Raw genomic sequence first — 24,971 nt, 5'->3', positions numbered from 1 at the left:
TAAACTTATACTTCAACAGATTTCCGTGCTTTAATCGACTGATATTTTTTTAATAAGAAAAAATAAATTTTAAATTCATTAAAGCGTTGCTTTTCTGTAAATAACCGATTCATACTCATGTGAATATAGCTGGACAAAACATTTAAATAGTCATTTTCAACATTTTTTTTAACCTGGTCAATAACCTGTTTTAAATTGGATTGGTTAATAAGCTTTATTACATCTGCGCTGAGTTTTTCAGCAATTACAATATCCTTAATCCTTCTCTGCTCTTCATGTAAGGTATTTCTCATCATCTTATCTTTCGTGTACTCGAACTCTTTTGCATAGTAATTAAATTGTTTTTCCAGAAAATGTAACCTGACCTCGTCATTGAGATCAGAAAGATTAAGATAGTGCTCTGTCAGATAATAGCCTACTAAAAACAGATCCTGATAGCTTATATTATTCTTCCATTTATATATTTTGCATATCAATGATGAATCATAATAAAACAGAGTTTCAGAATCAATAATATTTTTACCTCCATATCTTCCTAACTCTCTGGCATATGTATCCTGAACAATATTAGATACATACCCCTTTCTAACCAACGGTGTCAATATACTATTACAAGCTTTCATTATTAAAGAAAGAAACTCTAAATCATTTACATACAAGCGTAATCTCAAATGCTGCTTGGGATCTGAATATCTTATAAAAAACCATTTTTCAACAATTCCTTTTTTAACAAATTTACTTTCAATACAATCCGCAAGCTGGAGAAGTATTTTATTGATGAACTTAAAATCTACATAAATTTTAAGATAAATCCAATGAGACCCTGGAATAAACACATTGTCATTGTAAGCATCTTTATTATTCAGTCTCCTTTCCACAGAAGTTCTTATAGTGGGATACTTTTTATCCTTATTTATAAAAGGTACTATAATTTCTTTATGATAAACAGTGCTTGCGTGTTCATTCGTCTGTTCCCATAAACTCTCATATAAAGTGATATACTTATCTTTCTTATCAATAATTTTCCACAGCATATCCATACCTAAGGAAGTTGATATATCCAGGCAAATTGTATTATCTCCTTCCTTAAAGATAACTAAATCATGAATACTTAATCCTTTTCTGATTACCTCAAATTTATTATTGAAATCAATGAGATTTTTACATTTTTTTAATCCTATAAATTTTTCATTTCTTATAATCCACTTTTTAGGCTCCAATACATAATTCCCGTACATCACTCTTGGAAAAGACTCTTCAACAGAGTCTATGATTCCCCAATCCCATACTTTAATATAGGGATTACTCTGATATTGCATATCACATAAAAAATGATAGATAGGAAGACCATTCTTACTAAAGTTATGAGCGTTGGATAAACGAGGTTTAATAGGCTTTTTTAGTTTTTCAGAAAATAAAAACAGTTCATTATTTATCACCTGAATGTAAAGATCATCTACATTAATTTTTTGTTTTTCAGGAAGTACAGAATTAGACAGATAAGGAATTTCATACTCTCCAAAATGAGGCCTTGCAATTACATTCCCAGATCTTGCTTGTGGTAAATGAATAATCTCAGCATAGATATAATTTTTGTCCAGTTCTTCATGTTCATGAATTAATGTACTTAGGTTATTATAAACATTATCATGTGAAGAGCAAAAACGTCCCATAAGATTATTTGCTAAAGAACTTGATAGAGATGCAATGTGAATGAGATTCTCATCCTTGCGGGGATAGATTTTTAAGAAAAAATTAATATGTGGGAGATCAGCTGGTACAGCATCATTGAAATGAGTTTTTATATCAGTTGTATTAATAGTAATCTGATCTTTATTATGTTTTAAATATTCATGGTATTTGTGTAAAACAAAAGTTGTCAGTTTATTATTATCATTTTTTTTCCCATTATCATAAAAATCCCTCATGCTTTTGGCACTCTTGTAACCAATCCCCAATTCTCCATCTAAAACCTCTGCTAATTTAACCTTTCTATCTTCATAACGTTCTTTGAATGCTCTTTTAAAAACTTCAAACCAGGAATTTTGAGAAGGAGGTGTAGAAAATTTAGAAACAATATTGATTAAACCTTTTAATTCTTTCTTTGTATCAATAGTAAAAGTCTGATCATCTTTTAAATCTATAACATCAAGTTGTATCAAATTCTTTTCTGGTATTCCGGGCAATACAGTAGTAACATGTTCATGGATTTGTTTATACAGTTCTATGTTTGACCGACTGCTGTTAACCTGAAGCAATAAATCTTTTACTTTTAGTAAAAGATTTCTGATTTTTGAGATTTTATCGTTGATCCGATTTTCATGTAGGTTTTTCAGAAACTCTAACAGGATATCAAAATAATCTTTCCCTGAAATATTGATATCCAGATTACTTGTTAAAACTTTATTAAGAATTAACTCATTAATATAGTTAGCCAATTCTTCTTTTGAAACATCATATTTATTTAATAATTTCTCAACCAATAAAGTATAACTTATACCAGATCGGGAGATCTTAATAATATAAGACAATACTTCATCAGGTTCCAACGATACAAGATGATGGGTGAGATTCATTTTTTTTAATCTGTATTCCACATACCTGTATGTTCCTCCTGCTTTATATAAACTATTGTTTACTCTGTAGGTTAAGAACTCCTGTACGCCTTCAAGTTTCGAAATATAATCTCCTATTTGATATTGCACCTCCATGTCTAAACGTGGGAAATATTGTAATGAACCTGATATTTCTTTACCTTCTCCCTGTTCTTTATAGGTACCTTGGCTAAAATTAGCAAATAAACCAAATGGTGTGCAGCGACTTGCTGACCTTATATAATATTTAGCTAAAGAATGAAGCAATTTTTTCTTGTCCTTATCTGAGAAGTTCTCGGGCGTTGCAGCATATTTCAGGGTCTCATTATATAGAACATCAGATGCCAGATATAATGCCTCATTTAATTGATAGTTTTCAGAAAATTCTTTAATAAGATAATTCAGAATCTCTTTATCATCATTAGTTTCAGAAAATTTATAAAATTCAAAAAGATTTTTTAAAGACAGAAGAGGTTTCCTTACCGCATAAAAATTACTCTCGTACATTGTTGTTGACATAATTAAAGAATTTACATTAATAACACATCGCCCCATTTAATATCAGGATCTATTAAAGAAAGTAAAGATAACCCGACACCACTAAGCCCTTGTAAAAACCCAAAATCGTTATAATACCCTCGCTCATTATGCCATGCACAATGCCCACTTGCATATTTTTCTTCTTCAGAATGAATCATTTCGATAGTTATATTCTTCCAATATTCTATTGCTTCAGAATAATCCGCTTCTCCATTAAGATAAGAAAACTTATTAAAAATATGCATTACACCTGCTGCTCCATGACAAACTGCAGCATCTTTAATACTATTGAGATTAAGATCTCTTTTAGATGCCGAAAAATTAATACAATCTAAAGCTACCTTCTTAAAATCTTCATTTTGAATCATTTGCCCAACATCCCACAATGAAATACCCATTCCTAAATCTCCATAACACCATCCCAGCCGGGCACCCCTGCTCATATTTTTTTCTATATCTTCAACCGCAGATGTCATCGTAGGAAAAAGAGAATTTTTCTTTGTTTTAAATTTAAAATCCAGCATTGCAGAGGTTGCATCGTTCAGCAATATCTTTAATTCACTACTGGAATTCAACTCATAAACCTTCGCTAAAACAGATACTATAGCCGGCTGCCCATGTGAAAGTCCGAAATTGAGTGTCTCATCGTATCTTTTACCTTCGCTTACATTAAAAGAAGCCCAATAAGGTTTATTATATATTGTAGTTTTAGTACCAGAAGCCAATTTGGAAGTTATATCTTCTATATATCCGTTTGTAGTATTAGCACCTTCCGTAAAATAGTATAATGCTCCAATAGCCCCATGTAAAAAATCATAATTATCCTTATTTATTTCTTCAATTGCATAATGATAAATATATTCGTCCAAATCGGACAATGCGTCTTCTACTTCAAAATCAATAAAATCTTCTTTATGAAGAAATTTTAATAACCAGCCCAAACCTGAAGCTCCTGTACTGAATCTATAATTTTTATATTTTATACTATCTTTAATACCTTCCAAAATATGATCAACTAATATATTTCCTTTGTCTGAACTTATAGGATCATTAAAAATTTTTCCATAATAAAAATAAAAAAGACAAATACCTCCTAGCTCGTGTAATACTCCGGGAAGATATGATTGCTTATGCAGATATAATTGATCTATTTTACTTTTTATATTTGTTATTTCTTTTATCAAATTCTCCACCATAAAATTAATTCATCTTTTATACAAATATAAACACGGATAACTTTTCCATAAAGATAAAAAGCTATCCGCGTTTATTTTAACCGTAAATAATTAAATATTATGTCCTGTCATCACACATTCCGGATCCGTCTTGTGTAAAGCAATCCATTGTGATATCTGTAATGCAGGCCATATCATCTGTATCGTTCATTGTACAGCCACCATAGGTGCAATCTTCGTCTGTGCAGTCATTGGTGTTACAACCATCTGTTTGATCACATGCATTTCCGGGACATTGGCTAAGGTCTACGGTAATCAAGGCTCCGCCTCCTCCCATAATTTTTTGAGATTCATCTTGTGATAGATCCAGAATATCTTCCTTATTAATTTCTAACTTAATAATTTTTTTCTTTCTCATGTCTCAAAATAGTTGCTTCTAGTTAGGTTCTTATACAATCTCCTTGAAAACCTGTATCCTGACACCATCCGGATTCACAATTCCCTCCAGCACTTAAGTTACACATTTCTGTATCTTGAACCGTATTATCCCAACAATCATAGGTGGGTTCAATACAACCAACAGTGCAACGCACATTCTGAGATTCAGGACATTGATCTTCTGTATTCAGACCACCCCCCACAATTCCATAAGCCTCTTTTTCAGATAAATTAAGAATATCTTCTTTGTTAATCTCTAATTTGATGATTTTTTTCTTTTTCATATTTTAAAATTTCATATTTTAGGTTCTAGTTCCATTACATTGAAATACATCTCCTGTATAACAGTTTCTATCGTCACTCACTCCACAAGCGCCATCACAACTATCCAGGCCTTCTGTGTACCCCTGACAGCCTTCTTCTGTACGATTACAGTCATCTGGCAATGTTAGTTGTTGGCACGTATCACCATTATCGTACGTTAAAGTATCTCCACCTCCAATAATTTCTCGAGATTCGCTCTGTGAGAGGTTAAGAATATCCTCTTTATTAATTTCTAGTTTAACAATTCTTTTTCTCATACCTTAACTAGTATTTAATTACGTTCTTTCACAAGTGAAATCAAAAGTTCTGTCACAGTCTCTTGTAACATCAGTGATACAAGCCATATCATCTGTTTCATTCATTGTACAACCCCCATATGTACAATCTTCATCTGTACATTCATTTGTGTTGCAACGCTCTGTCTCATCACATACATTTCCCGGACACTGACTAAGATCTACAGTAATTACCGTTCCTCCTCCTCCTAAAATTTTCTGGGATTCATCGTGTGATAGATTAAGGATGTCTTCTTTGTTAATCTCTAATTTGATAATTTTTTTCTTTTTCATAGTTATTTTAGACTTTGTAAATCAAATATACATTTATTTCCGAATAAAACACATTACATTTTATTAACAATACACCAAATAGTGTCTAATCCTTTTATTGGCCGCCAATAGTCTACTTTTAAAGAAAAAAAATTAGTATTTACTGAATAAGGGAAGAAGTTTGAAAGTAATTCAATGACAATTATAACCCATCAACCTTAAATAAATGGTCTTTTATAATTATGTCTCATCGCTTCAACAGAATTCATTCAAAATTTGAAAGAACTATATCTACAACATTATCATTCAACTTCTAATAATATCACAATATTAGATTTTATAAATATCAATCCCGGCTTTGAGCCGGGATTTTTGTTATCTTTGTGTACAAAAAAATAGGATTATGGATTTTTACAAGATTTTTCTTAGTGCACACAAAGGATTCGGTTATTTAGAGCTTCTTTTAGTTGCATTATTTATCATTGCACTTTTAGCTACCATGTTTGGCTTCAGTGGAAAAGTGAACAAATTTTTGAAGAAGACGACGCTCTTCACAATGATTTTCTTCCACGTTCAGTTTTTATTAGGAATATGCTTGTTATTCATATTTTCTCCAGGCTTCAAGGCTGCTTTAGATGCAGGGACATTAATGAAAGATCCTTACAGCAGACAAACATTTGTGGAGCATCCGTTCTCGATGTTAATTGCAGCAGTTTTGATGACTATTGTCAACAAAAAAGTAAAATCCAATGATACTATTTCTTTAGGAGTAGTGTTTATGGGGCTGATTGCAGCAGGTTTATTTGCATTCGCGTTCCCTTGGCTAAGAGTCTTTGGGGCTTAAAAAAGATAAAGAAATTATATGTGTTATAATTTATAAATAGTTTAATCTTAAATTTTTAATTAAATCAATGAAAGTAGCTGTAGTAGGTTCAACAGGAATGGTTGGACAAGTTATGCTTAAAGTTTTGGAGGAGAGAAACTTCCCTGTAACAGAATTAATCCCGGTAGCATCCGAAAGATCTGTAGGCAAGAAGGTGAAGTATAAACAGAAGGAATTTACCATCGTAAGCATGAAGGACGCTATAGCTGCCAAACCGGATATTGCAATCTTCTCTGCGGGTGGTTCTACCTCTCTTGAATTCGCTCCTTTATTTGCAGAAGCAGGAATCACAGTAATTGATAATTCTTCAGCATGGAGAATGGACCCTGATAAAAAATTGGTCGTTCCTGAAATCAATGCTGATGTTTTGACAAAAGAAGACAAAATCATTGCAAATCCAAACTGTTCTACCATTCAATTGGTAATGGTTCTAGGACCTTTGAACAAAAAATATGATTTAAAAAGAGTAATTGTTTCTACCTACCAATCTGTAACAGGAACAGGGAAAGCTGCTGTAGACCAATTAAACGGTGAAATCAGCGGAGATGATTCTATCGAAAAAGTATATCCTTATCAGATATTCAAAAATGCATTGCCACACTGTGATGTATTTTCTGATGATGACTACACGAAAGAAGAGATCAAACTGATGAAGGAACCTAAGAAGATCTTAGGAGATGATACCTTCAATTTGACAGCAACCGCTGTAAGAGTTCCGGTTCAGGGAGGACATTCTGAAAGTGTAAATATTGAATTCGAAAATGAATTTGAACTGGATGAAGTAAGAAAAATTTTATCCGAAACTCCTGGTGTTATTGTAATGGATGATGTGAAAAACAACCACTACCCGATGCCTTTATATTCGGAAGGAAAAGATGAAGTCTTCGTAGGAAGAATCAGAAGAGATCTGTCACAGCCCAAAACACTCAACCTCTGGATCGTAGCTGACAATCTGAGGAAAGGAGCAGCAACAAACGCTGTACAAATTGCAGAATACCTTGTAGCAAACAACTTAGTATAAACTAACAAAATAAAAAAGAGTCTCAAAATTGAGATTCTTTTTTTTATCAAACTCTATATGAACACCCAGAAAAATACCCACAAAGAGAAAATAGGATTCCAAAAACTTATTGCAGTGTTTGGAGTTATCCTTTTTATCGGAAAGATTATTGCCTGGAAACTCACCAATTCCGATGCTGTATTTTCCGACGCCATGGAAAGTATTGTTAATGTCATCAGTGCATTCATGGGACTTTATTCCCTTCACCTTGCGGCCAAGCCTAAGGATGAGGACCATCCATACGGTCACGGAAAAGTAGAATTTGTAACTTCCGGTATTGAAGGAGCTCTTATTGCTATTGCCGGCGTCATGATTATCTACGAGGGAGTTCACAGCCTTATTGTAGGAAAAACTCTGAGCAAAATAGATCTTGGGATATGGATTATTGCTGCCACGGCAATTATCAATTATCTATTGGGATATATTTCTATAAAAAAAGGAGAAAGAGAAAACTCTCTGGTGCTTGTCTCATCTGGAAAACACCTTCAGTCCGATACCATTACCACTCTTGGAGTAGTTGTCAGTTTAATTATTGTTTACTTCACCAAAATTTATTGGCTGGATTCTGCAGTAGCATTAAGCTTTGGGCTTTATATCATCTTTGTAGGCTATAAAATCGTCCGAAAATCTTTAAGTGGTATTATGGATGAGCAGGATCCTGAAATATTAAATCAGGTCATCAGAATTCTTGAAGGAAACAGACAAATAGAATGGATTGATGTACACAATATGAAAATACAGCAATTCGGTTCTTCACTGCATATTGATGCCCATATTACACTTCCCTGGTATTATGACCTTCGTGATGCTCATAGCGAAATGGAAAAGGTAATTATCCTTCTTGCCAAAAACATGAAACGCAGTATTGAGTTCAATTTCCATATGGATGATTGCAAACCGATTTCATGCCCGGTATGCCAGATTAAAGACTGTCCTGTCCGCGAAAAAGATTTTATCAAACGGGTAGAATGGACTCCTGAAAATGTAACGAGTGTAGATAAACATACCATAGAATAGATAAATTCACTTATCTACCCTCTTTCATCATCTGTTTTCTGTAATAAAACATCGGGACAATCAGCAGTATAATCAATGGCTGGATCACAAATCTTCTCATATAAAAAGAAAAAAGATATCCAATTTCGAATTTATCATGAATACAGTACAGGTAAATCGGAAGAGAGATCATAAACACAATAACCATCATTACGGCACCCTGCAATGTCCATTGCTTGTTTTTAAAGAAACCATAAATGATCAGGCAGGAAAACAAAAGATTTAAAACAAATCTAAATAAATGTCCGCCAATCAGTCTTCCCCATTCAAATGCAGGGAATTCAATATTTTTATTCGCCTCATGAAAGTAATCAAGGAAAGGATCATAAAAAAGAGTATTCTCCAGAATCCTTACCCCTATCAATCCACAGATTCCTGTGATAACCAGAAGCCAACTAAGAATTTTCATGTTTTAAAGCAAAAAATTTAATCCAGACCAGCCAAAGTACAACGACAGTTCCATAAATAATGGCAGGAAAAATAAAATCATGGAACATTTTACCGTATTCCTTATGATCTGTCATGACGATATTCAATCCTACAATTCTCAGAAGATTCATGATGTACAGGATAATCAACCCTGCCCCAACAAAGACAAAGGTTTTCATTCCTTTATAAAAAGCAAAAACGAAAGAAACAAACAGAATGATAACAGAAACAGCATTACAGCCTTCCACCATTCTCGTCTCATACCGTTGTTTTACATAAAACCAAACCTGCTCATTCTTTACATCATCATAAAGTTCCGTAGGATACCCTATGGTATTCTGCAGGGCAGCCACCTGATTGGCAATTATTCTTGAAAAAGAATCCAACCCGGAATCTTTACCGCTATTCAGATAGAACTGATAAGCAAAAAGCAGTACCAGGTAAATAATAATGAAACGCAATAAGATACCTAAAACAGGTTTAAAGTCTTTCAGCATTCTGCAAAGATAAAAATTAGCCTGTAATATCCTGAATTTGAATCAAGAAACTTAAAAAACACCAATCAAATCCTGCGATTGTGTGTATAATACTGAAAAATTTTCTTTAAAACATGCAGTAAAATAAATATTCAACTCTTCTTTTATTCCTTCATTATAGCGGTCTCTTCCTTTCACATTCTCACTTCTTTAAACTATAATTCCCAACTCATGTTAATTTAGTATATTTGTTTCCATATTATGACTTCTGAAAACGCAAAACGATTTTTTGAAAACCATTTGGGTAAAAAATCTTCCGAATTCGTCACATTAGCTCAAAGCGGCTCTGCGAGGGTAAATTTCCTGGCCACTGCCGGCACTGAAAAATACATCATCACCTATAATGAAAATATCCAGGAAAATGAAAGTTTTCTTTACTATTCCGAGGTATTTTCAAATTTGAAACTCAATACCCCTTCTATTCTTGCTGTTTCTGATGACAGAAAAATGTACATCCAGGAATTTTTGGGACAGTACACCCTTTCGGAGATCATTACCAAAGAACAGCAATCTTCTATTGTAAGATCTTTGGTACAGCAGACATTAGAAAGGCTTTTCCAAATGCAGACACAGACACTGGGGAAAATTGATTTTTCAAAAACCTTTGAATACGAAAGTTATGATGAACTTCCTGTGATTCATGATCTTTATTATTTTAAAAACTTTGCAGCAGATGTCCTGGAGCTTGAATACAACAAATCAACACTTTTAAAGGAATTCAAAAAGATTGCTTTACTCATTGAAAACATTGAGCCTAAAGGAATCATGATCCGAGACTTCCAGGCAAGAAATATCATGGTAAATGAGAAGAATGAAGTTTCTTTCATCGATTACCAGTCTGCAATGAAGGGCCCGCTAATGTACGACGTCATCTCTTTTCTTTTTCAGGCTAAAGCCAACTTCACCGAAGACTTCAAACAGGAAATGCTGGAATTTTATATTCAGCAGTTTGAAAATCCTGAAACAAGAATTCAACTAAAAGATGCGGTGATGCCTATTCAGATGATGAGATTTCTACAGGTTTTGGGAGCTTATGGATTCCGTGGTTTGATTCAGAGAAAGCAGCATTTTATGGCCAGCCTTGAAAAAGGAATTCAGAATATTACACAATTTGCTAACTCATGGGAGCAAATGAAAAATTACCCGGAACTGGAAAAAGTAATTCAGCAGCTGACATCAGACAGAGCAAAGCAAAAAATTGAGGAAATTATAAATTTAAACCATTAAGAAAGCTTTAAGTCATTAAGAATATTAAGGTTATGACCAAAAAAGAAATTACCCAACTGTCATATGAAATTACAGGCTTTGCTATTAAAGTCCATAAGGCTCTTGGTCCTGGTCTCCTTGAAAGTGTCTATGAAGAATGTTTAAAAATTGAGCTTATTAAAAATGGTTATGATGTTAAACAGCAGCTGTATTTCCCCATCAATTATGAAGGGATAGAAATTGAAACAAAGCTTGTTGTAGATCTCCTCGTCAATGATACAATTATTAAAGAGTTAAAAGCTGTAGAAGAAGTTTTACCAATACATGAGGCACAACTACTCACTTACATGAAAGTTCTTAAAAAGCCACAAGGTCTTCTTATTAACTTTTTACGAACAATATTACAAAGTCAATGAAACCCTTTATTAATGATTTTTTTAAAGAACTTCCTGACTAAATTTTGATTTATCAAAATCTTAACTTACCTTAAAAACTAAATAAACCTTAATGGTTTAAAAAATTAAAAAAGAATATGCTACACATCGAGATACACAGTTTTTCATACAAGAAAGGGGGAATTCCTAAAGACAATTCAGGAAATGGCGGAGGTTTCGCTTTTGACTGCCGTGGAATTTTAAATCCCGGAAGAATTGAAGAATATAAAATTCAGACCGGAAATGATATCGGAGTTCAGGAATACCTGGAAACAAAAACGGACATGCCAAAGTTTTTAGAATTGGTAAAATCCCTTGTTTCTATAAATATTGACAACTATCTTGAAAGAGGATTTGAACATCTGCAGATTAACTTCGGATGTACGGGCGGACAGCACAGATCGGTATATTCCGCTATAAAAATCGCCGAATTTATCCAGAAAAAATATCCTGAAGGAACTGAGATAACCCTTCACCATGATGAACAACCACAACTGAATTCATAAAAGATAAGCGATGATTGATAAATGATTATTTTTCACTGTTATTTTAATGATCATTTATTAATTATAAAAGTTTTATCATTCATCAACTATCATTTATCAATTATAAAAAAATGAAAGCTCTAATTTTCGCAGCAGGAAAGGGGACCAGACTTAAACCGTTTACAGATCACCATCCGAAAGCGTTGGCAAAAGTAAACGAAATTCCGCTTCTGGAAAGAAATATCACTTACCTGAAAAGTTTCGGAATAAAGGATTTTGTGATCAATATTCATCATTTTGGAGATCAGATTGTTGATTTCTTAAATAAAAACAATAATTTCGGATGCAGGATTGAAATCTCTGATGAAACCAACGAACTTCTTGAAACAGGGGGTGGCTTGATTTTTGCGAGAAAATTTCTTGATCACGGAGAAGATTTTTTAATCATGAATGCGGATATTCTCACCGACCTGAACGTCAATGCGTTGGTGGAATACCACAAAAAGATAAAAGATTTTGCTACTTTAGCGGTTTCCGACAGGGAAAGCTCGAGAAAACTTCTTTTCAATGATGATATGGTTTTGAGAGGCTGGCTAAACGTACAAACTGGTGAACAAAGGCTGGCGGAATTCAACAAAGGCTTTAAAGCTCTTGCTTTCAGCGGAATTCATTGTATCAATCCTAAGATCTTCGAAAAAATAAAAAGAACAGGCAAATTTTCTGTTATGGAAGAATATCTGGACCTGATGCAGACCGAGCATATACACGGTTTTGTACACAACAGTATTCTTATCGATGTCGGAAGACCTTCATCTGTAATAGAAGCCGAAAAACACTTTAAATAAAATTTTGCAATGGAAATTGATGGAATTAGGGATGAAAGTTTAATAAATCCGGAACTTGACGTTAACGAAACAAAACTACATAACAGTTTCAGACAAAAAACCTGGGACGAAACAATCGCTAAAGACAGCTGGATGGTCTTCAAGGTCATGGCTGAATTTGTAGACGGTTATGAGAAACTGGCCAAGATTGGTCCATGTGTTTCTATATTTGGTTCTGCCCGACTGAAACCGGAGAACAAATACTATGAAATGGCTGTCGATATTGCGGAAAAGATTACCAAAATAGGCTTCGGAATCATCACCGGAGGCGGTCCGGGTGTTATGGAAGCTGGAAACAAAGGAGCTTTCAACGCCAAAGGAAAATCTATCGGATTGAATATTGATCTTCCTTTTGAACAGCATTTTAATCCTTACATCAATAAATCCTATTCTATGAATTTTGATTACTTTTTCGTGAGAAAAGTAATGTTTGTAAAATATTCTCAGGGGTTTGTAGTAATGCCAGGCGGTTTCGGGACATTGGATGAGCTTACTGAAGCAATGACTCTTATTCAAACCAACAAAATAGGAAAATTTCCAATTGTTCTGGTGGGAAGCGAGTTCTGGGGAGGATTATTAGATTGGTTCAAAGCAACCTTATTGAAAGAAGGAATGATTGCTGAAGATGATTTGGATCTTTATCGTGTGGTAGATACCGCTGACGAGGCTGTAGCACATATTAAAGCCTTCTATGATAAATATTCTGTGAATGTAAATTTTTAATTGGCATATTATTTGTGACTTATAACGAACAAGTATGATTGTAAATCTATTAATTAAGATGAAAAAACTTTTATATATATCAGGAATTTTAACATTTTTTGTGTTAATGAGTTTTATGTATGTAGACTTTTTCTCTTCAATGACCAAAGTGGATTATGTTGATGGAAGCAAGACATTGAAGTTTACCACAAAAATGAATACAAGCCACATCTCTGATGCAATAAAGATCAACCCTAACACGGCCGGATTTGAAGCAGAAGTAAAAAAATATGTGAACAATAATTTTGATGTATTTGTCAATGGGGCTCCTAAAACGATAACCTTCACAGGAAGTCAGGTCAGTGGAGAAACTGTATGGGTATATTTTGAAACCGGAGGTGTTTCAGATATCAATACCTTAAAGATTAAAAATACGATCCTTTTAAGCGCTTTTCCTAAGCAGATCAATCTGGTGAATATTGCCTATAAGGGCAGCCAGAAAACAATGAACTTCCAAAGAGGAAAAGAGGTGAATGAGGTTTCTTTTTAACGTGAATTAGATTTAACCATTATAAAATGGGTACCCTGGAAAGTAAAACTTTTCAGGGTATTTTTTGTTTAAATCCAAACAAGTCACTAAAAAGAGATTAATTACGTACAAATACCTAATCGCTAATTTCAGCATTTGTACCATAATATATTCAATTTCAGCAATGTACATTTGTATAGTAATTACAACCACAACAACGTGAAGCCGGAATCACTTTAATAACGGGGCAGAATCTGAAAAGCCAAATGAGTAAGAAACACCAAACTAAAACCAAATATCATGGACGACGTAACACTTAAATCATCGAGTCAGGCAATAGATGTCCTGATCGTAATTGACACGGATTATGTACGAGCAAATTATAAAAGCCCCAGTACGGATCCAAATAAACCTGTAGGAATTGACCATAACAGCCAGCATATGATTGTTTCAAATGCCAATGCCATCTCAGGGCAAGGTTCTGCCGACCTCAATTTCAGTGCAAGAGCCGGAGATACAGTTTCTTTCAGAGGAACTTCGATCTATCAGAATTCGGATGACGCAGTTATTATTTATAATATTAAATACTGGTCAGGTGATCAGGTTTTTAATAATTTCGTATACAATTCTGTGAGAAGAAAGCAAGCCGCTGTACCAGATGTAAATTCTTTAAACGGCCTTCCTGCCACCTCTGCAGATATCAGCTTTGCTAGTATTGACTCCAAAGTAAGATCTACTGGAAAAGAGAACTTCTATGTACAGTTTGGGCTTTACATTTTAGATCCGAATGACAGTAACAAACAGATTCTGTACGGTTACTTTTACTGGGATCCAACAATTACGGTTAAGTAAACGAAAATAATAAAACCACTGCGATGCGGTGGTTTCTGTTTTTTAAACGCTGCCAAATCCGCTACTCCATAAAAGTGTTGCAAGATCCAGTTCACAGATAATAAAATCATCTTGATGATCTTTAAAACCTGGTTTATTTTTGAGTTCTTCAATAGCTTTCTCTACCTTTTCTAAGGTTGAAAATACCCCGATATATCTTTCATCATCTAAAAAAGTATGGATTGTATAGGAATGACTGACACTGAAAACAGTGCTTAAACCTAATTCTTTGACTGAAATACAGTTCTCATCTATCTCATCACCTTTTTCTATATAATCACGTCCTATTTCACCAATTACCTTCTCAAAGCCATTATTCCAATGTATTTTATCCATAATATAACAATCTGCAACAAAACAATCCGGATAATCTCTGAATCCAGACATAAGAACGGCTTTTGCTTTTAGCTTCTCTAAATCTTCAAGGCTATTTGAAAAGCCCAGAAATTTGGTATCTGTATGAGATTCATCAGTGTAAGTATGATTCAAAGCATAAATGAAGTATTCCATCTTAAATATAATTTCCTAGTTTAAAAATATAAAATTCTCTGCTTTTTTGATTTGAAAAAAATATTAAAATAAAACTCGGGCAGCTCGTAAGAGCTGCCCGAGTTTTATAAGTGCATTAGAAATATATTTTATTCTAATGTATTACTCAATTTTGATGTTGTCAATCTGAAGATCATATACTCCATCTTTTCCGGTTTTGAGTGCAAACATAGTTTTTCCAGAAGTAATATTAAGATCAGTAAGACCTGTAAGAGTAAGCTCCACCAGTCTCCATTGTCCGTTCGTATTGATAGATCCTGTATATGAATTCGTGCTTTCCGGACTTAAAGTAGCCCCTGTAGAGAATGTTCCTAAATTGAATGTATAGAAAGCAGATGTATTAGGAAGAAGCGGTGTTGCTCTATATACATTGAAAGAAAGTGATTTTCCGGATGCAGTCCCTTTAATATACATTGTAATTCTCTTTGGAGCCGCAGGAATTCCTGACGCAGCATTCGCTGTAAATACATAATCATTATTGGCAGGTGTACCTTTAATCTGAAGGGAATTTGTACCGTTATACCCCAAACCAATACCTTGAGACGCATAAGGCATAAGCCCAAAGCTATTTAAACTTGATAGGAAAGATGCCCAGTTTTCAAAATCAGAGCTTGGGAAAAGATTTACTGCATTAGCGGATGGAAGTTCCGGTTCACCTGGGGTAAATCTGGCGTTCGGGAAGTTAATATCATTAAGATCCCTTATATAAGCCTGATCTGTGAAAACCGTCGCGTTACTTGAGCTTGTAAAACGGCTTAAAATAAGAACGATATCACCACTTTTTTCATATTTAGGAGAGATCGGAGATTTCCCAAAAGTTGAAAAGTTACTGAAACGAAGATCTAATCTGCCTGCTTTTTTATCCGTAATATAACGATCACCTGTAGCTGATTCGTCGGCAAAGTTCTTTGTCAATTCAGGCTCTTCAAACTGAACGTTTTTTATTTTTACAAGCTGATTAACGTGCGCACCATTTTTCAGAGCATCTGAGATAAAGTTGAACTCTAATGGTTTCATTGCAGCTACTACAGGCTTCTGTCCGTCGCAAACTCTTGCCATGTAATTAGAAACTTTATTTGGGTTGATTCTACCGATAGGATAGTTAGGATCATAAGAACCTACTTTAATGTTTCCATTAACCCCCTGAACGATCAATCCTTTCAGGTTGATTCTTACTAAAGCCCCAACTGGGAAATCAAGATACTGATTGCTACCGTCGATATCAATCTCAATACCTTGAGTTGGGTTTTCAGGCTTATCCTGAAGGAACATCATTTTGTAAAGATTTCCGGATTCATCACTTGAAGAAACGTAAGCTTCTACGATAAAATCTTCTTTAATGATATCAGCTTCAACGGGTTTTGCTTTTGCTATGGTTATAATCTCAGATAACTGATGATTAGCTGCTGCAAATTTGTTACTACATTTGATTTCCGGCACATCATAATCATCAGTTTTTACACAAGACGAGATTGCCAGCATTGAAATGGCCGTAAAGATCGCCGCTTTAAAATATATATTTTTCATTGTTTTCGATTTTTAATTTTAATTTTTTAGAATCTGAATTGAAGGTTAACAAAATAAGATCTACCCTGGTTATACCAATATTTAGGAGCGAATACCATGTTTCCGCTGTCATAATCATTAGCATAGTCAGTATAGTTAACGTTTCTCGTCTGCTCAAATCCACCTGTAATAAAGTTTCTGTTATTAAGGATGTTATTTACAGATGCAGACACTAACACATAATACTTACCAATCATCCATGATTTACCTGCATTCACATTGAAGAAGAACGCTGAAGGTAATTTTGTTGGAGTAAGAATTCTTGCAAGCTCTTCCTCTGTTACGTTATCATAAGGTACTCCAGGTGTGTTAGGATTTGTATAGAATCTTTCTGTTCTGGTTACCGGAGACGGATCCAGGAATGAATGTCCGAAATAGTTCCATGTAGCTCCTATCCACCAATACTTAGGGCTGCTGTAACGAAGACCTAAAGTGTATGCCTCCTGAGGCGTTCCTCCTTGTCTGTAGTTTTTAAGGGTAGCCTCTCCCATATTGGTATAAGATCTTGATACAATATTTCCGTTTCCGTCAAGTTCTCTGAATGTTCCAACCGCATCAGATGCAAAATAAACGGTAGGATTATTAGTATAAGTATATTGTCCTACACTTAATAATCCGCTGGCTGTCAAAGTAGGAGTAACTTTCACCTGTGCTCCAAGCTCAATACCCATATTTCTTTTGTTAGCACCTGCCAATACCTGTGTAATGAAAGCACCATCCTGTACAGGAGCCTGATCTCCGCTCTCAGTAAGGTTTGTGAGTTTAACTCCCTGTGCGAAATATCTTTGCACACTTGTTTCGTTTTGAGTATTAACAAGGTAACCGGTCAATCTAAGTTTAACAATCGGAGTAGAAATTACATAGCTCAAATCGTTTGCATCAACAACAACATTCTTGATCCCCGGAGTTGTAACACCACTTACTCTTGTATTAAAATAAATATCATTTAAGAAAGGAGACTGTGAAAAGTAAGCTCCGTTATAAACCAAAAAGTTTCTACCGTTGATTTTATAGGTAACCTGACCTTTAACCCCTGCATTCCAGAAGTTTTGGTCTGCTCCTTTTCCATAAGAAGACTCATACAGATAATGTTGGAATAAACCTTCTCTGCTGTTCGTTGTATAACCGAATAGTCCGGAAATAAAAACATCAAATTTTCCTGTTGAGAATTTGAATGCAGGGTTTATTTTAAATTCCTGTCTTCTGAAAATATAGCTGTATCCGATTTTATCACCTTCTCTTTTGGCAACATCAGTATCGCTTTCTCTTGTATTAAATTTCCCCCAAACACTTCCAGCAGTCGTATTGGACGCAAATGGGTCCATATTCAGGGCAAAATCAGCACCTAAAAGGTCATTCACTTCTCTGTACTGTTCAGATCTGTAATTCTGATAAGATAAGTTTAAGATAAAACGGGAAGTATCGGTGAAGTTATAGGTATAATGTGTAGATACATTCCATACTTTATCATCTTTTACATCATCTACAAGGTAATAAGCCGCTCTTCTTCCTCCAAGTAACGCATTGTATTGTACGTTTCTATTGGCATTATAAAGATTATCCCAATTGATCTGTGTGTGCGACTGATCATCATTAGTCCACCAGTCTCTTGTAATTCCAATGTTAGCAGCCTGTTCCGGAGACGGATTTGTATAGTTTAACCAATAGCTTGGTAAATTACGGTAATAAGTTGGAGACGGGTTATTGGCTCTATACCAGTCCAATCTTGAACTATATTCTTTACCGAACTGATAGGAAACAGAGGTCCATAACTGAGAGTTTTTATTGATTTTCCAGAAATCCTGTAACTGGATCATTGGCTGGAAACCTCTTTTCACTCTCTCATTCCTTTTATCTCCATTCTGCCATCCCCAGTAAGAATTGTAATGAACTCCTCTGAAATCATAAACTTCCTGAGTATTTGGACTTGAAGAGCTTCTCTCATATTTGGAACCTATAGCATTTAAAGTCATGGTATGACTGTCACTGAATTTCTTCTCAATACCAATATATCCACTGTATGCATCATAAGCAGTACCATCCTGAATCCCTTCCTGTGCCCATCTTCTTGCGATCATTCCAGTAAATGCCCATCCGTTCTTATTCATTCCGGAAGAGAATCTGTAAGATAATCTGTTGGTATAGTTTCTGTTGGTCAGAGAGTACGTCAGCTGACTTCCTTTTCTGTACTCGCTGGCTTTGGTATTCTTATAAAATACTCCGGTAGTTCCTCCGAAAGCATATTCGGAAGGGGCATGATTAGCTGCAATTTCCGGGTAACGGGTGATTTCGTTCAATCCTCCCCAGGTACTGAAGTCTACATCTCCATTATCTGCAGCGGCCATAGAAATCCCGTTGATCATATTCTCACCTGTTCTGCTATCAATTCCTCTTGGACGGAACCAGTATGGTCCTAAATCGAAACTTGCAATTCTATTGAAGACATCCTGAGAAGACTGTAATAATCCTACAGTTGCGGTTTGCTGTGCGCCGCCACCATCACTTTCTCCTGAATCCTCCACAATAGCTAAACCCTGATCTGCACCATTCAATGCAGAATAAAGAGTAATTACTCCAAGATCTTTTCTCTTCTCATTATTAGTTACGTCAAATTCAAAAATTTTAGTTTCAAAATTCGGCTTTGTAACCATAATTTGATAATGTCCCGGCATCAAGTCAGTAAATTGGAAATAACCGATCTTGTCTGCCTTTGCATCATTTCCTGCTCCTTTTAAATCTACACTTGCTTGCTCAACAGGCTTTCCTTCCGCATCCTTAAGATACGCAAACACTGTTGTCTGCGCATAATAATATGACGCAGGCAGCAAAGTAAATAAAGAGATCAATGATAGTTTTTTAATCATGAGTATATTTATTTTTTTAAATACTTTTCTTGTTAATTTTCAACAGTTTAAAAGTTGGGGGCACAAATTTAATCAAATTTTGTAATTCACAACTTTTTTAACAATATTTTTCCTTAATACTGCAAGCTTTTAAGAATCATTATATAAATGATTCTGAGATAATTGCTTTTAAATTTACAAATATTTAAAACGTAGTGAATTAAAAAAAGTAAATTTGTAAATTAAATAGTATTAATAATAACTCAAAGAAGATGAAGAGATTTTCGAGTCTGTTTGCCATCATTATTTCGGTCATGGCATTTTCGCAGCAACAAGGAAAACTGAGAAAAGTAGCTACTGTAGGTTTTTTAAATGTAGAAAACCTGTGGGACACTATCCGTTCAGCGGATTATATTGATGGAACCAAGGACATTAAAAATCCTGCTTTTCACAGAAGTATTCCTATGGATTCTATCAAACTTCTGGAAGCTGAAAAATATGACGGACCATGGAGTGACGGTGCTTTAATTGGTAAAAAGGTAGTAAGAGAACAAGGTGGTTCTGAAGAGTTTACCCCAAAAAGTGCAAAAAACTACGGGACTAAGATTTATAAAGCAAAATTGGCCAATGAAGCCAAAGTAATTTCTGAAATGGGAGCACAGTATACCAAAACAGCTCCTGCAGTAGTGGGATTAATTGAGGTTGAAAACAGACAGGTCATCCAGGATCTGATCAACGAACCCGCTTTAAAGAAATATGATTACGGGATTATTCATTACAACTCTTATGACTACAGAGGAATTGATGTTGCATTGATTTATCAGAAAAGAAGATTCACTCCTACCAATTCATTAAAAAAAGAACTGAAAATATACGGTGACAACGGAAGAAGAGAATATACAAGAGATATTCTTGTTGTAACAGGGTTTTTAGATAATGAAAAAGTGGCATTCTTTATGAACCACTGGCCTTCAAGAAGAGGAGGTGAAGCGATTTCTTTACCTAAAAGAAATGCTGCAGCCGCTTTATTGAAGCAGCAGATGGACAGTATAAGAGCTGCAGACCCAACAACGAAGCTTTTTGCAATGGGTGACTTTAATGACGATCCTGTAAGCCCGAGTTTAAAAAACCACCTGAAAGCTCAGGCAGCACCTAAAGATTTAAGTGAAGAAACACCATACCTTAATCTGATGTATCCTTTATATAAGAAAGGAGTGGCATCTCTCGCCTATCAGGATGCACCGAACCTGTTTGACCAGATTATTGTTTCTAAAAATGTAATTTCAGATCAGGTAACTAAAGAATATTCTGTGTACAAAACAGAAATTTTCGCACCGTCTTATTTAGTTAATAAAGAAGGAAATTATAAAGGCTATCCTTTCAGATCCTGGAATGGAGACCAGTTCACAGGAGGTTACAGTGATCATTTCCCGGCATTTGTAGTTCTCCAGAAAGAACCATAAAAAAGTTAGGCACTCTTATTGGAGTGCTTTTTTTATATAAATACCTTCATCATGAAAAATATTATTTTATTGGTATTGATCGCATTGATACCTTACAGCTGTTTTTCTCAGGAAACACCAAAGAAAGATAAAGAACAACATGAAATGAAGCCTTCTAAAAACGAAGACGGAGAATGGGATCTCACGGTTATTGATACGCAATTTGATTATTTTTTGAACGCTGTTGCCAAGCCCATCAGCCAGTATACAGAATCATATCTGAAGACAAAAAATACATTTCTGGTGAACGAATGGAACAGTTATTATAATTCCGGGAGATACAGAAATATCATAGAATCCGGAATAGATTATGATCCGCAGGAAAAGTACGGGATCAAGTTTGAATATAAGTTATATCAGGTCTTTGTGTATGTAAACTGGAAGTATAAGCTAAGATTGAATGGATTGTCCGGAAGCGATGCCATAAGATAAATTTTAAATACTACTCAATAAAAAAGGTTCAGAACAATTCTGAACCTTTTCATTTTTATAATAGTTGAAAATTATTTATTGAATAATTCTTCTACTTTATCCCAGTTTACTACTTCAAAGAATGCAGAAACATAGTCAGGTCTTCTGTTTTGGTAGTTTAAATAATAAGCGTGCTCCCAAACATCTAATCCTAAAACCGGAGTTCCTTTAACGTCTGCTACAGGCATTAATGGGTTGTCCTGGTTTGGTGTAGAAGAAACAGATACAGAACCGTCAGCATTTTTTACTAACCAAGCCCATCCCGAACCAAATCTTGTTTTAGCAGCATCAGAAAAATCAGTTTTGAATTTTTCAAGACCTCCGTAGTTTTCGATAGCAGCTTTTACATTTCCTACAGGCTCTTTGCTTCCTCCTGGCGTTAAAATTTCCCAGAATAAAGAGTGGTTGAAGTGTCCTCCTCCATTATTTCTTACTGCTGGTTTGTCAGTTCCTGTCTGGCAGATTTCTTCAATAGTTTTTCCTGCTAGTTCAGTTCCTTCAATTGCTTTATTTAAATTGTCAATATATGCCTGGTGGTGTTTTGTATGGTGGATTTCCATAGTTCTTGCATCAATAGTTGGCTCTAATGCATCATATGCATATCCTAGTTTTGGTAATTCAAATGACATAATCTTTATTTTTAATGTTATATTCCAAAATTAGCCAATATTTAAGGTATTATCAAGGATTGAAGATTACTTTAATAAATCTTTAACATTGATACATTGATTTAGAATGAATTAAGTTTTAATTTTTTTTATTTACAACCAACAAAAAGCACGAACCAAATGATCCGTGCTTTTCATTTAACAATATTAAATTAAATTTATTTATTCATAGACATCAGGAATTCTTCATTGTTGAGAGTTCCTTTGATGTTCTTATTTACAAATTCCATAGCTTCTACAGGATTCATTTCAGAAAGATATTTTCTGAAGATCCACATTCTCTGAGAAGTCACTTCATCAAGAAGAAGATCATCTCTACGGGTACTGGAAGAAATTAAGTCAATAGCAGGATAAATTCTTCTGTTAGCAATTTTTCTGTCTAGCTGAAGCTCCATGTTACCAGTACCTTTGAATTCTTCAAAGATTACTTCATCCATTTTAGATCCTGTATCAATCAATGCGGTTGCAATGATCGTCAGAGATCCTCCTCCTTCGATTTTTCTTGCTGCTCCAAAGAATCTTTTCGGCTTGTGAAGTGCATTGGCGTCTACCCCACCGGAAAGAACCTTACCTGATGCAGGAGTAACTGTGTTGTATGCTCTTGCCAATCTTGTAATAGAATCCAGTAAGATTACTACATCGTGTCCACACTCAACCATTCTCTGTGCTTTCGCAAGAACAAGGTTAGCTACTTTCACATGTTTTTCAGCTGCTTCGTCAAATGTAGAGGCAATAACTTCTGCATTTACACTTCTTTCCATATCAGTAACCTCTTCCGGACGCTCATCAATCAAAAGAACCATCATGTATACTTCCGGGTGGTTGGCTGCAATAGAATTAGCAATATCTTTAAGCAACATCGTCTTACCTGTTTTAGGCTGTGCAACGATCATTGCTCTCTGACCTTTTCCAATAGGTGCAAATAAATCTACAATTCTGGTAGAAATGGTAGATCCGCTTCCTGCTAAATTGAATTTTTCTTCCGGGAAAAGCGGAGTAAGATATTCAAAAGCAACACGGTCCTTGATGAATGCAAGGTCACGTCCGTTAACTTCTGTAGGTTTTAATAATGAAAAATATTTTTCACCTTCTTTTGGAAGTCTTACAATTCCTTTAACGGTATCTCCGGTTTTTAAACCATAATTTCTGATCTGTGCTGTAGATACATACACATCATCTGGAGAAGAGATATAGCTGAAGTCTGATGAACGTAAAAATCCGTAGTTATCCGGTAAAATTTCCAAAACACCTTCAATGCTTACCAATCCATCGAAATTGAATTCTTTTTTATGGTCGTGCTGCTCCTCTGCCTTTTCAGAATGTCTGTTTTGATTCTGATTTTGGTTTTGATGCTGCTGGTGTTGTTGGTTCTGGTTTTGATTTTTATGTTGGTTTCCACTATTCTGTGGATGGTTGTGTCCTTTTTGAGGTCTGTTAGCCTGTTGTTGAGGATTGTTAGGCTTTTCTTCAGCCTGAGCTGGCTCTTGAGATTCTGTGTTTTTTGGAGCTTCTGTTTTTTCCTGAGATACTTCTGCATTACCTGCATTGGTAGAAACTCTTTTTCTTTTCTTTTTAGCCTGGGCGCTTGCTGCAGATTCCTCTGTTATTGCAGCTACTTCAGCTGTGGGTTCTTCCGGTTTTACTTCTTCAGAAGCGGGTACCTTTTCTTCTACTTTTTCTTCTGCTTTAGGTTCTTCTGCCGGAGCTTTTGTATTTGTGTTTGTATTTGTTTTTGGCTTGGCTGCTGGTTTCTTCGGAACAGCTTTTCTTGCCGGGGCTTTAACAGGTTTATCTGCTGGGGCCTCTTCAGTAGTTACACTGGTGGTTTCTGTGGCGTTGAAATAATCTTTTGCAACTTTAGGGTTAGAAGCCTGAAAGTCAAGAATAGCAAAGATCTTGTCATTTTCATTGCTGGTTCTTGCAACTTTAACGCCCAAATCTTTTAAGATTTTAGTCAGTTCCGTTACGGATTTTGACCTTAACGTTTCTATGTTAAACATATTTATGTAAAAATGTAATTAATTGTGAGTAAGAAAAGTAAGTCCGGTGACTTTGGTTTTCAAGTACATTGTATAATGCAAATCTACACTTATTTTTGAATTGTGCAAAATTTATGTTATTTTTGCCAAGAATTTAATATTCAATGCTACAGAGAATACAAACTATATGGACGTTATTGGCAGTTTTAGCTGCTGTTTTCCTTTTTATAACAGGACAGGATGTTGTCATTTCCGACAGTATTCCTTTACTTAATATGGGCAGTATCGTGCTTGTAATCATTGGAGCATTAAGTATTTTTAGTTTCAAAAACAGAAAAAGACAAATTTTGCTGAATACTATCAGCATCATTATAAACGTTTTGTTGATTGGTGTATTGGCGTACTGGTTACTAAACTTATCCGGAGGAATTCATTTTCCTGAGAAGGGTATTGAGCCGATTTTCCCATTGATTGCGGTAATTTGTCTGCTTATTGCAAACATTTACATCCGTAAAGATGAGAGGCTCGTAAAATCTGTAGACAGACTTCGATAGCCTTACAACGATTTTTTGAGTGAGAACAGCTTCTTTTTAGGAGCTGTTTTTTATTTGCCATATTCCTATTTATACAGTCTGTACCCTCACATCAATTAATTTATGTAAATTCATTGCAACTTTTT

26 protein-coding genes are annotated in these 24,971 nt (G+C 34.8%); 13 read left to right on the top strand and 13 right to left on the bottom strand.

The window, feature by feature from the left end:
• Positions 1–5 precede the first annotated feature (5 nt).
• From CHRYMOREF3P_RS15460 to CHRYMOREF3P_RS15435, 6 genes are all read right to left on the bottom strand, one after another.
• Entirely contained in the window at positions 6–3,101 is a 3,096-nt protein-coding gene (locus CHRYMOREF3P_RS15460; protein WP_232539112.1) for a lantibiotic dehydratase, read from the bottom strand.
• A gap of 23 nt (positions 3,102–3,124) precedes the next feature.
• Complete coding sequence (locus CHRYMOREF3P_RS15455; protein WP_180564983.1) at positions 3,125–4,330, bottom strand: lanthionine synthetase LanC family protein; 1,206 nt, start codon at positions 4,328–4,330, stop codon at positions 3,125–3,127.
• Positions 4,331–4,427: 97 nt separating this feature from the next.
• Positions 4,428–4,727, bottom strand: a complete 300-nt coding sequence (locus tag CHRYMOREF3P_RS15450) for a class I lanthipeptide (protein WP_180564982.1) — start codon at positions 4,725–4,727, stop codon at positions 4,428–4,430.
• A 22-nt stretch (positions 4,728–4,749) separates the two neighbouring features.
• A complete protein-coding gene (locus tag CHRYMOREF3P_RS15445) occupies positions 4,750–5,031 on the bottom strand; it encodes a class I lanthipeptide (RefSeq protein ID WP_180564981.1) in 282 nt (93 codons plus the stop codon).
• 18 nt (positions 5,032–5,049) lie between these two features.
• Positions 5,050–5,328 (bottom strand): class I lanthipeptide, encoded by a 279-nt coding sequence (locus CHRYMOREF3P_RS15440; RefSeq protein ID WP_180564980.1) that lies wholly within the window; start codon positions 5,326–5,328, stop codon positions 5,050–5,052.
• 18 nt (positions 5,329–5,346) lie between these two features.
• On the bottom strand, positions 5,347–5,640 hold the full coding sequence (locus CHRYMOREF3P_RS15435) for a class I lanthipeptide (RefSeq protein ID WP_047427254.1): 294 nt from the start codon (positions 5,638–5,640) through the stop codon (positions 5,347–5,349).
• 382 nt (positions 5,641–6,022) lie between these two features.
• Between CHRYMOREF3P_RS15435 and CHRYMOREF3P_RS15430 the strand changes: the two genes are divergently transcribed.
• The 3 genes from CHRYMOREF3P_RS15430 (at position 6,023) to CHRYMOREF3P_RS15420 (ending at position 8,579) form a co-directional block, all read left to right on the top strand.
• Positions 6,023–6,463: a hypothetical protein gene (locus CHRYMOREF3P_RS15430; RefSeq protein ID WP_180564979.1), complete on the top strand. Its 441-nt coding sequence runs from the start codon at positions 6,023–6,025 to the stop codon at positions 6,461–6,463.
• Positions 6,464–6,530: 67 nt separating this feature from the next.
• A complete protein-coding gene (locus tag CHRYMOREF3P_RS15425; protein WP_077413472.1) occupies positions 6,531–7,523 on the top strand; it encodes an aspartate-semialdehyde dehydrogenase in 993 nt (330 codons plus the stop codon).
• A gap of 57 nt (positions 7,524–7,580) precedes the next feature.
• Positions 7,581–8,579, top strand: a complete 999-nt coding sequence (locus CHRYMOREF3P_RS15420) for a cation diffusion facilitator family transporter (RefSeq protein WP_180564978.1) — start codon at positions 7,581–7,583, stop codon at positions 8,577–8,579.
• 10 nt (positions 8,580–8,589) lie between these two features.
• On the opposite strand, the gene CHRYMOREF3P_RS15415 is transcribed toward CHRYMOREF3P_RS15420, so the two are convergent.
• Together CHRYMOREF3P_RS15415 and xrtF are read right to left on the bottom strand one after the other, a co-directional pair.
• Positions 8,590–9,027, bottom strand: a complete 438-nt coding sequence (locus tag CHRYMOREF3P_RS15415; protein ID WP_077413470.1) for an exosortase F system-associated membrane protein — start codon at positions 9,025–9,027, stop codon at positions 8,590–8,592.
• Positions 9,014–9,544, bottom strand: coding sequence for an exosortase family protein XrtF (gene xrtF / locus CHRYMOREF3P_RS15410; RefSeq protein ID WP_077413469.1), 531 nt, complete (start codon positions 9,542–9,544; stop codon positions 9,014–9,016). The genes CHRYMOREF3P_RS15415 and xrtF overlap by 14 nt, the downstream gene beginning before the upstream one ends.
• A gap of 240 nt (positions 9,545–9,784) precedes the next feature.
• On the opposite strand from xrtF, the gene CHRYMOREF3P_RS15405 reads away from it, so the two are divergent.
• The 7 genes from CHRYMOREF3P_RS15405 (at position 9,785) to CHRYMOREF3P_RS15375 (ending at position 14,675) form a co-directional block, all read left to right on the top strand.
• Entirely contained in the window at positions 9,785–10,810 is a 1,026-nt protein-coding gene (locus tag CHRYMOREF3P_RS15405) for an aminoglycoside phosphotransferase family protein (RefSeq protein WP_077413468.1), read from the top strand.
• A 32-nt stretch (positions 10,811–10,842) separates the two neighbouring features.
• Positions 10,843–11,205, top strand: a complete 363-nt coding sequence (locus tag CHRYMOREF3P_RS15400; RefSeq protein WP_228408607.1) for a GxxExxY protein — start codon at positions 10,843–10,845, stop codon at positions 11,203–11,205.
• Between the two features lie 116 nt (positions 11,206–11,321).
• Positions 11,322–11,729, top strand: a complete 408-nt coding sequence (locus CHRYMOREF3P_RS15395) for an RNase adapter RapZ (RefSeq protein WP_077413467.1) — start codon at positions 11,322–11,324, stop codon at positions 11,727–11,729.
• Positions 11,730–11,839: 110 nt separating this feature from the next.
• Positions 11,840–12,553: an NDP-sugar synthase gene (locus CHRYMOREF3P_RS15390; RefSeq protein WP_077413466.1), complete on the top strand. Its 714-nt coding sequence runs from the start codon at positions 11,840–11,842 to the stop codon at positions 12,551–12,553.
• A 9-nt stretch (positions 12,554–12,562) separates the two neighbouring features.
• Entirely contained in the window at positions 12,563–13,315 is a 753-nt protein-coding gene (locus tag CHRYMOREF3P_RS15385) for a TIGR00730 family Rossman fold protein (protein ID WP_077413465.1), read from the top strand.
• A 58-nt stretch (positions 13,316–13,373) separates the two neighbouring features.
• The gene (locus CHRYMOREF3P_RS15380) at positions 13,374–13,844 is read left to right on the top strand and encodes a DUF6702 family protein (protein ID WP_228408605.1); all 471 of its coding nucleotides are present in this window, start codon (positions 13,374–13,376) and stop codon (positions 13,842–13,844) included.
• 279 nt (positions 13,845–14,123) lie between these two features.
• Positions 14,124–14,675: an inclusion body family protein gene (locus CHRYMOREF3P_RS15375; RefSeq protein ID WP_047380290.1), complete on the top strand. Its 552-nt coding sequence runs from the start codon at positions 14,124–14,126 to the stop codon at positions 14,673–14,675.
• Between the two features lie 42 nt (positions 14,676–14,717).
• Here the strand turns inward: CHRYMOREF3P_RS15375 and CHRYMOREF3P_RS15370 are convergent, their stop codons facing one another.
• The 3 genes from CHRYMOREF3P_RS15370 to CHRYMOREF3P_RS15360 form a co-directional block, all read right to left on the bottom strand.
• Positions 14,718–15,224, bottom strand: a complete 507-nt coding sequence (locus CHRYMOREF3P_RS15370; RefSeq protein ID WP_180564977.1) for a hypothetical protein — start codon at positions 15,222–15,224, stop codon at positions 14,718–14,720.
• A 141-nt stretch (positions 15,225–15,365) separates the two neighbouring features.
• The gene (locus CHRYMOREF3P_RS15365; RefSeq protein WP_180564976.1) at positions 15,366–16,790 is read right to left on the bottom strand and encodes a DUF5689 domain-containing protein; all 1,425 of its coding nucleotides are present in this window, start codon (positions 16,788–16,790) and stop codon (positions 15,366–15,368) included.
• Between the two features lie 26 nt (positions 16,791–16,816).
• Positions 16,817–19,693: a carboxypeptidase-like regulatory domain-containing protein gene (locus CHRYMOREF3P_RS15360; protein ID WP_180564975.1), complete on the bottom strand. Its 2,877-nt coding sequence runs from the start codon at positions 19,691–19,693 to the stop codon at positions 16,817–16,819.
• A 251-nt stretch (positions 19,694–19,944) separates the two neighbouring features.
• On the opposite strand from CHRYMOREF3P_RS15360, the gene CHRYMOREF3P_RS15355 reads away from it, so the two are divergent.
• Complete coding sequence (locus CHRYMOREF3P_RS15355; RefSeq protein ID WP_077413461.1) at positions 19,945–21,135, top strand: endonuclease; 1,191 nt, start codon at positions 19,945–19,947, stop codon at positions 21,133–21,135.
• Between the two features lie 51 nt (positions 21,136–21,186).
• On the top strand, positions 21,187–21,606 hold the full coding sequence (locus CHRYMOREF3P_RS15350; protein WP_077413460.1) for a DUF6146 family protein: 420 nt from the start codon (positions 21,187–21,189) through the stop codon (positions 21,604–21,606).
• A 71-nt stretch (positions 21,607–21,677) separates the two neighbouring features.
• Here CHRYMOREF3P_RS15350 and CHRYMOREF3P_RS15345 read toward each other — a convergent pair whose 3' ends face one another.
• Entirely contained in the window at positions 21,678–22,274 is a 597-nt protein-coding gene (locus CHRYMOREF3P_RS15345) for a superoxide dismutase (RefSeq protein ID WP_047380285.1), read from the bottom strand.
• 197 nt (positions 22,275–22,471) lie between these two features.
• Positions 22,472–24,313: a transcription termination factor Rho gene (gene rho, locus CHRYMOREF3P_RS15340; protein ID WP_077413459.1), complete on the bottom strand. Its 1,842-nt coding sequence runs from the start codon at positions 24,311–24,313 to the stop codon at positions 22,472–22,474.
• 143 nt (positions 24,314–24,456) lie between these two features.
• Here rho and CHRYMOREF3P_RS15335 point away from each other — a divergent pair, with 143 nt between their 5' ends.
• Positions 24,457–24,846, top strand: a complete 390-nt coding sequence (locus CHRYMOREF3P_RS15335; protein WP_077413458.1) for a DUF4293 domain-containing protein — start codon at positions 24,457–24,459, stop codon at positions 24,844–24,846.
• The last annotated feature ends 125 nt before the right edge of the window (positions 24,847–24,971 follow it).

Source organism: Chryseobacterium sp. JV274, from assembly GCF_903969135.1.
Lineage (GTDB): Bacteria > Bacteroidota > Bacteroidia > Flavobacteriales > Weeksellaceae > Chryseobacterium.
This window is presented reverse-complemented; position numbering and strand designations above follow the sequence as displayed.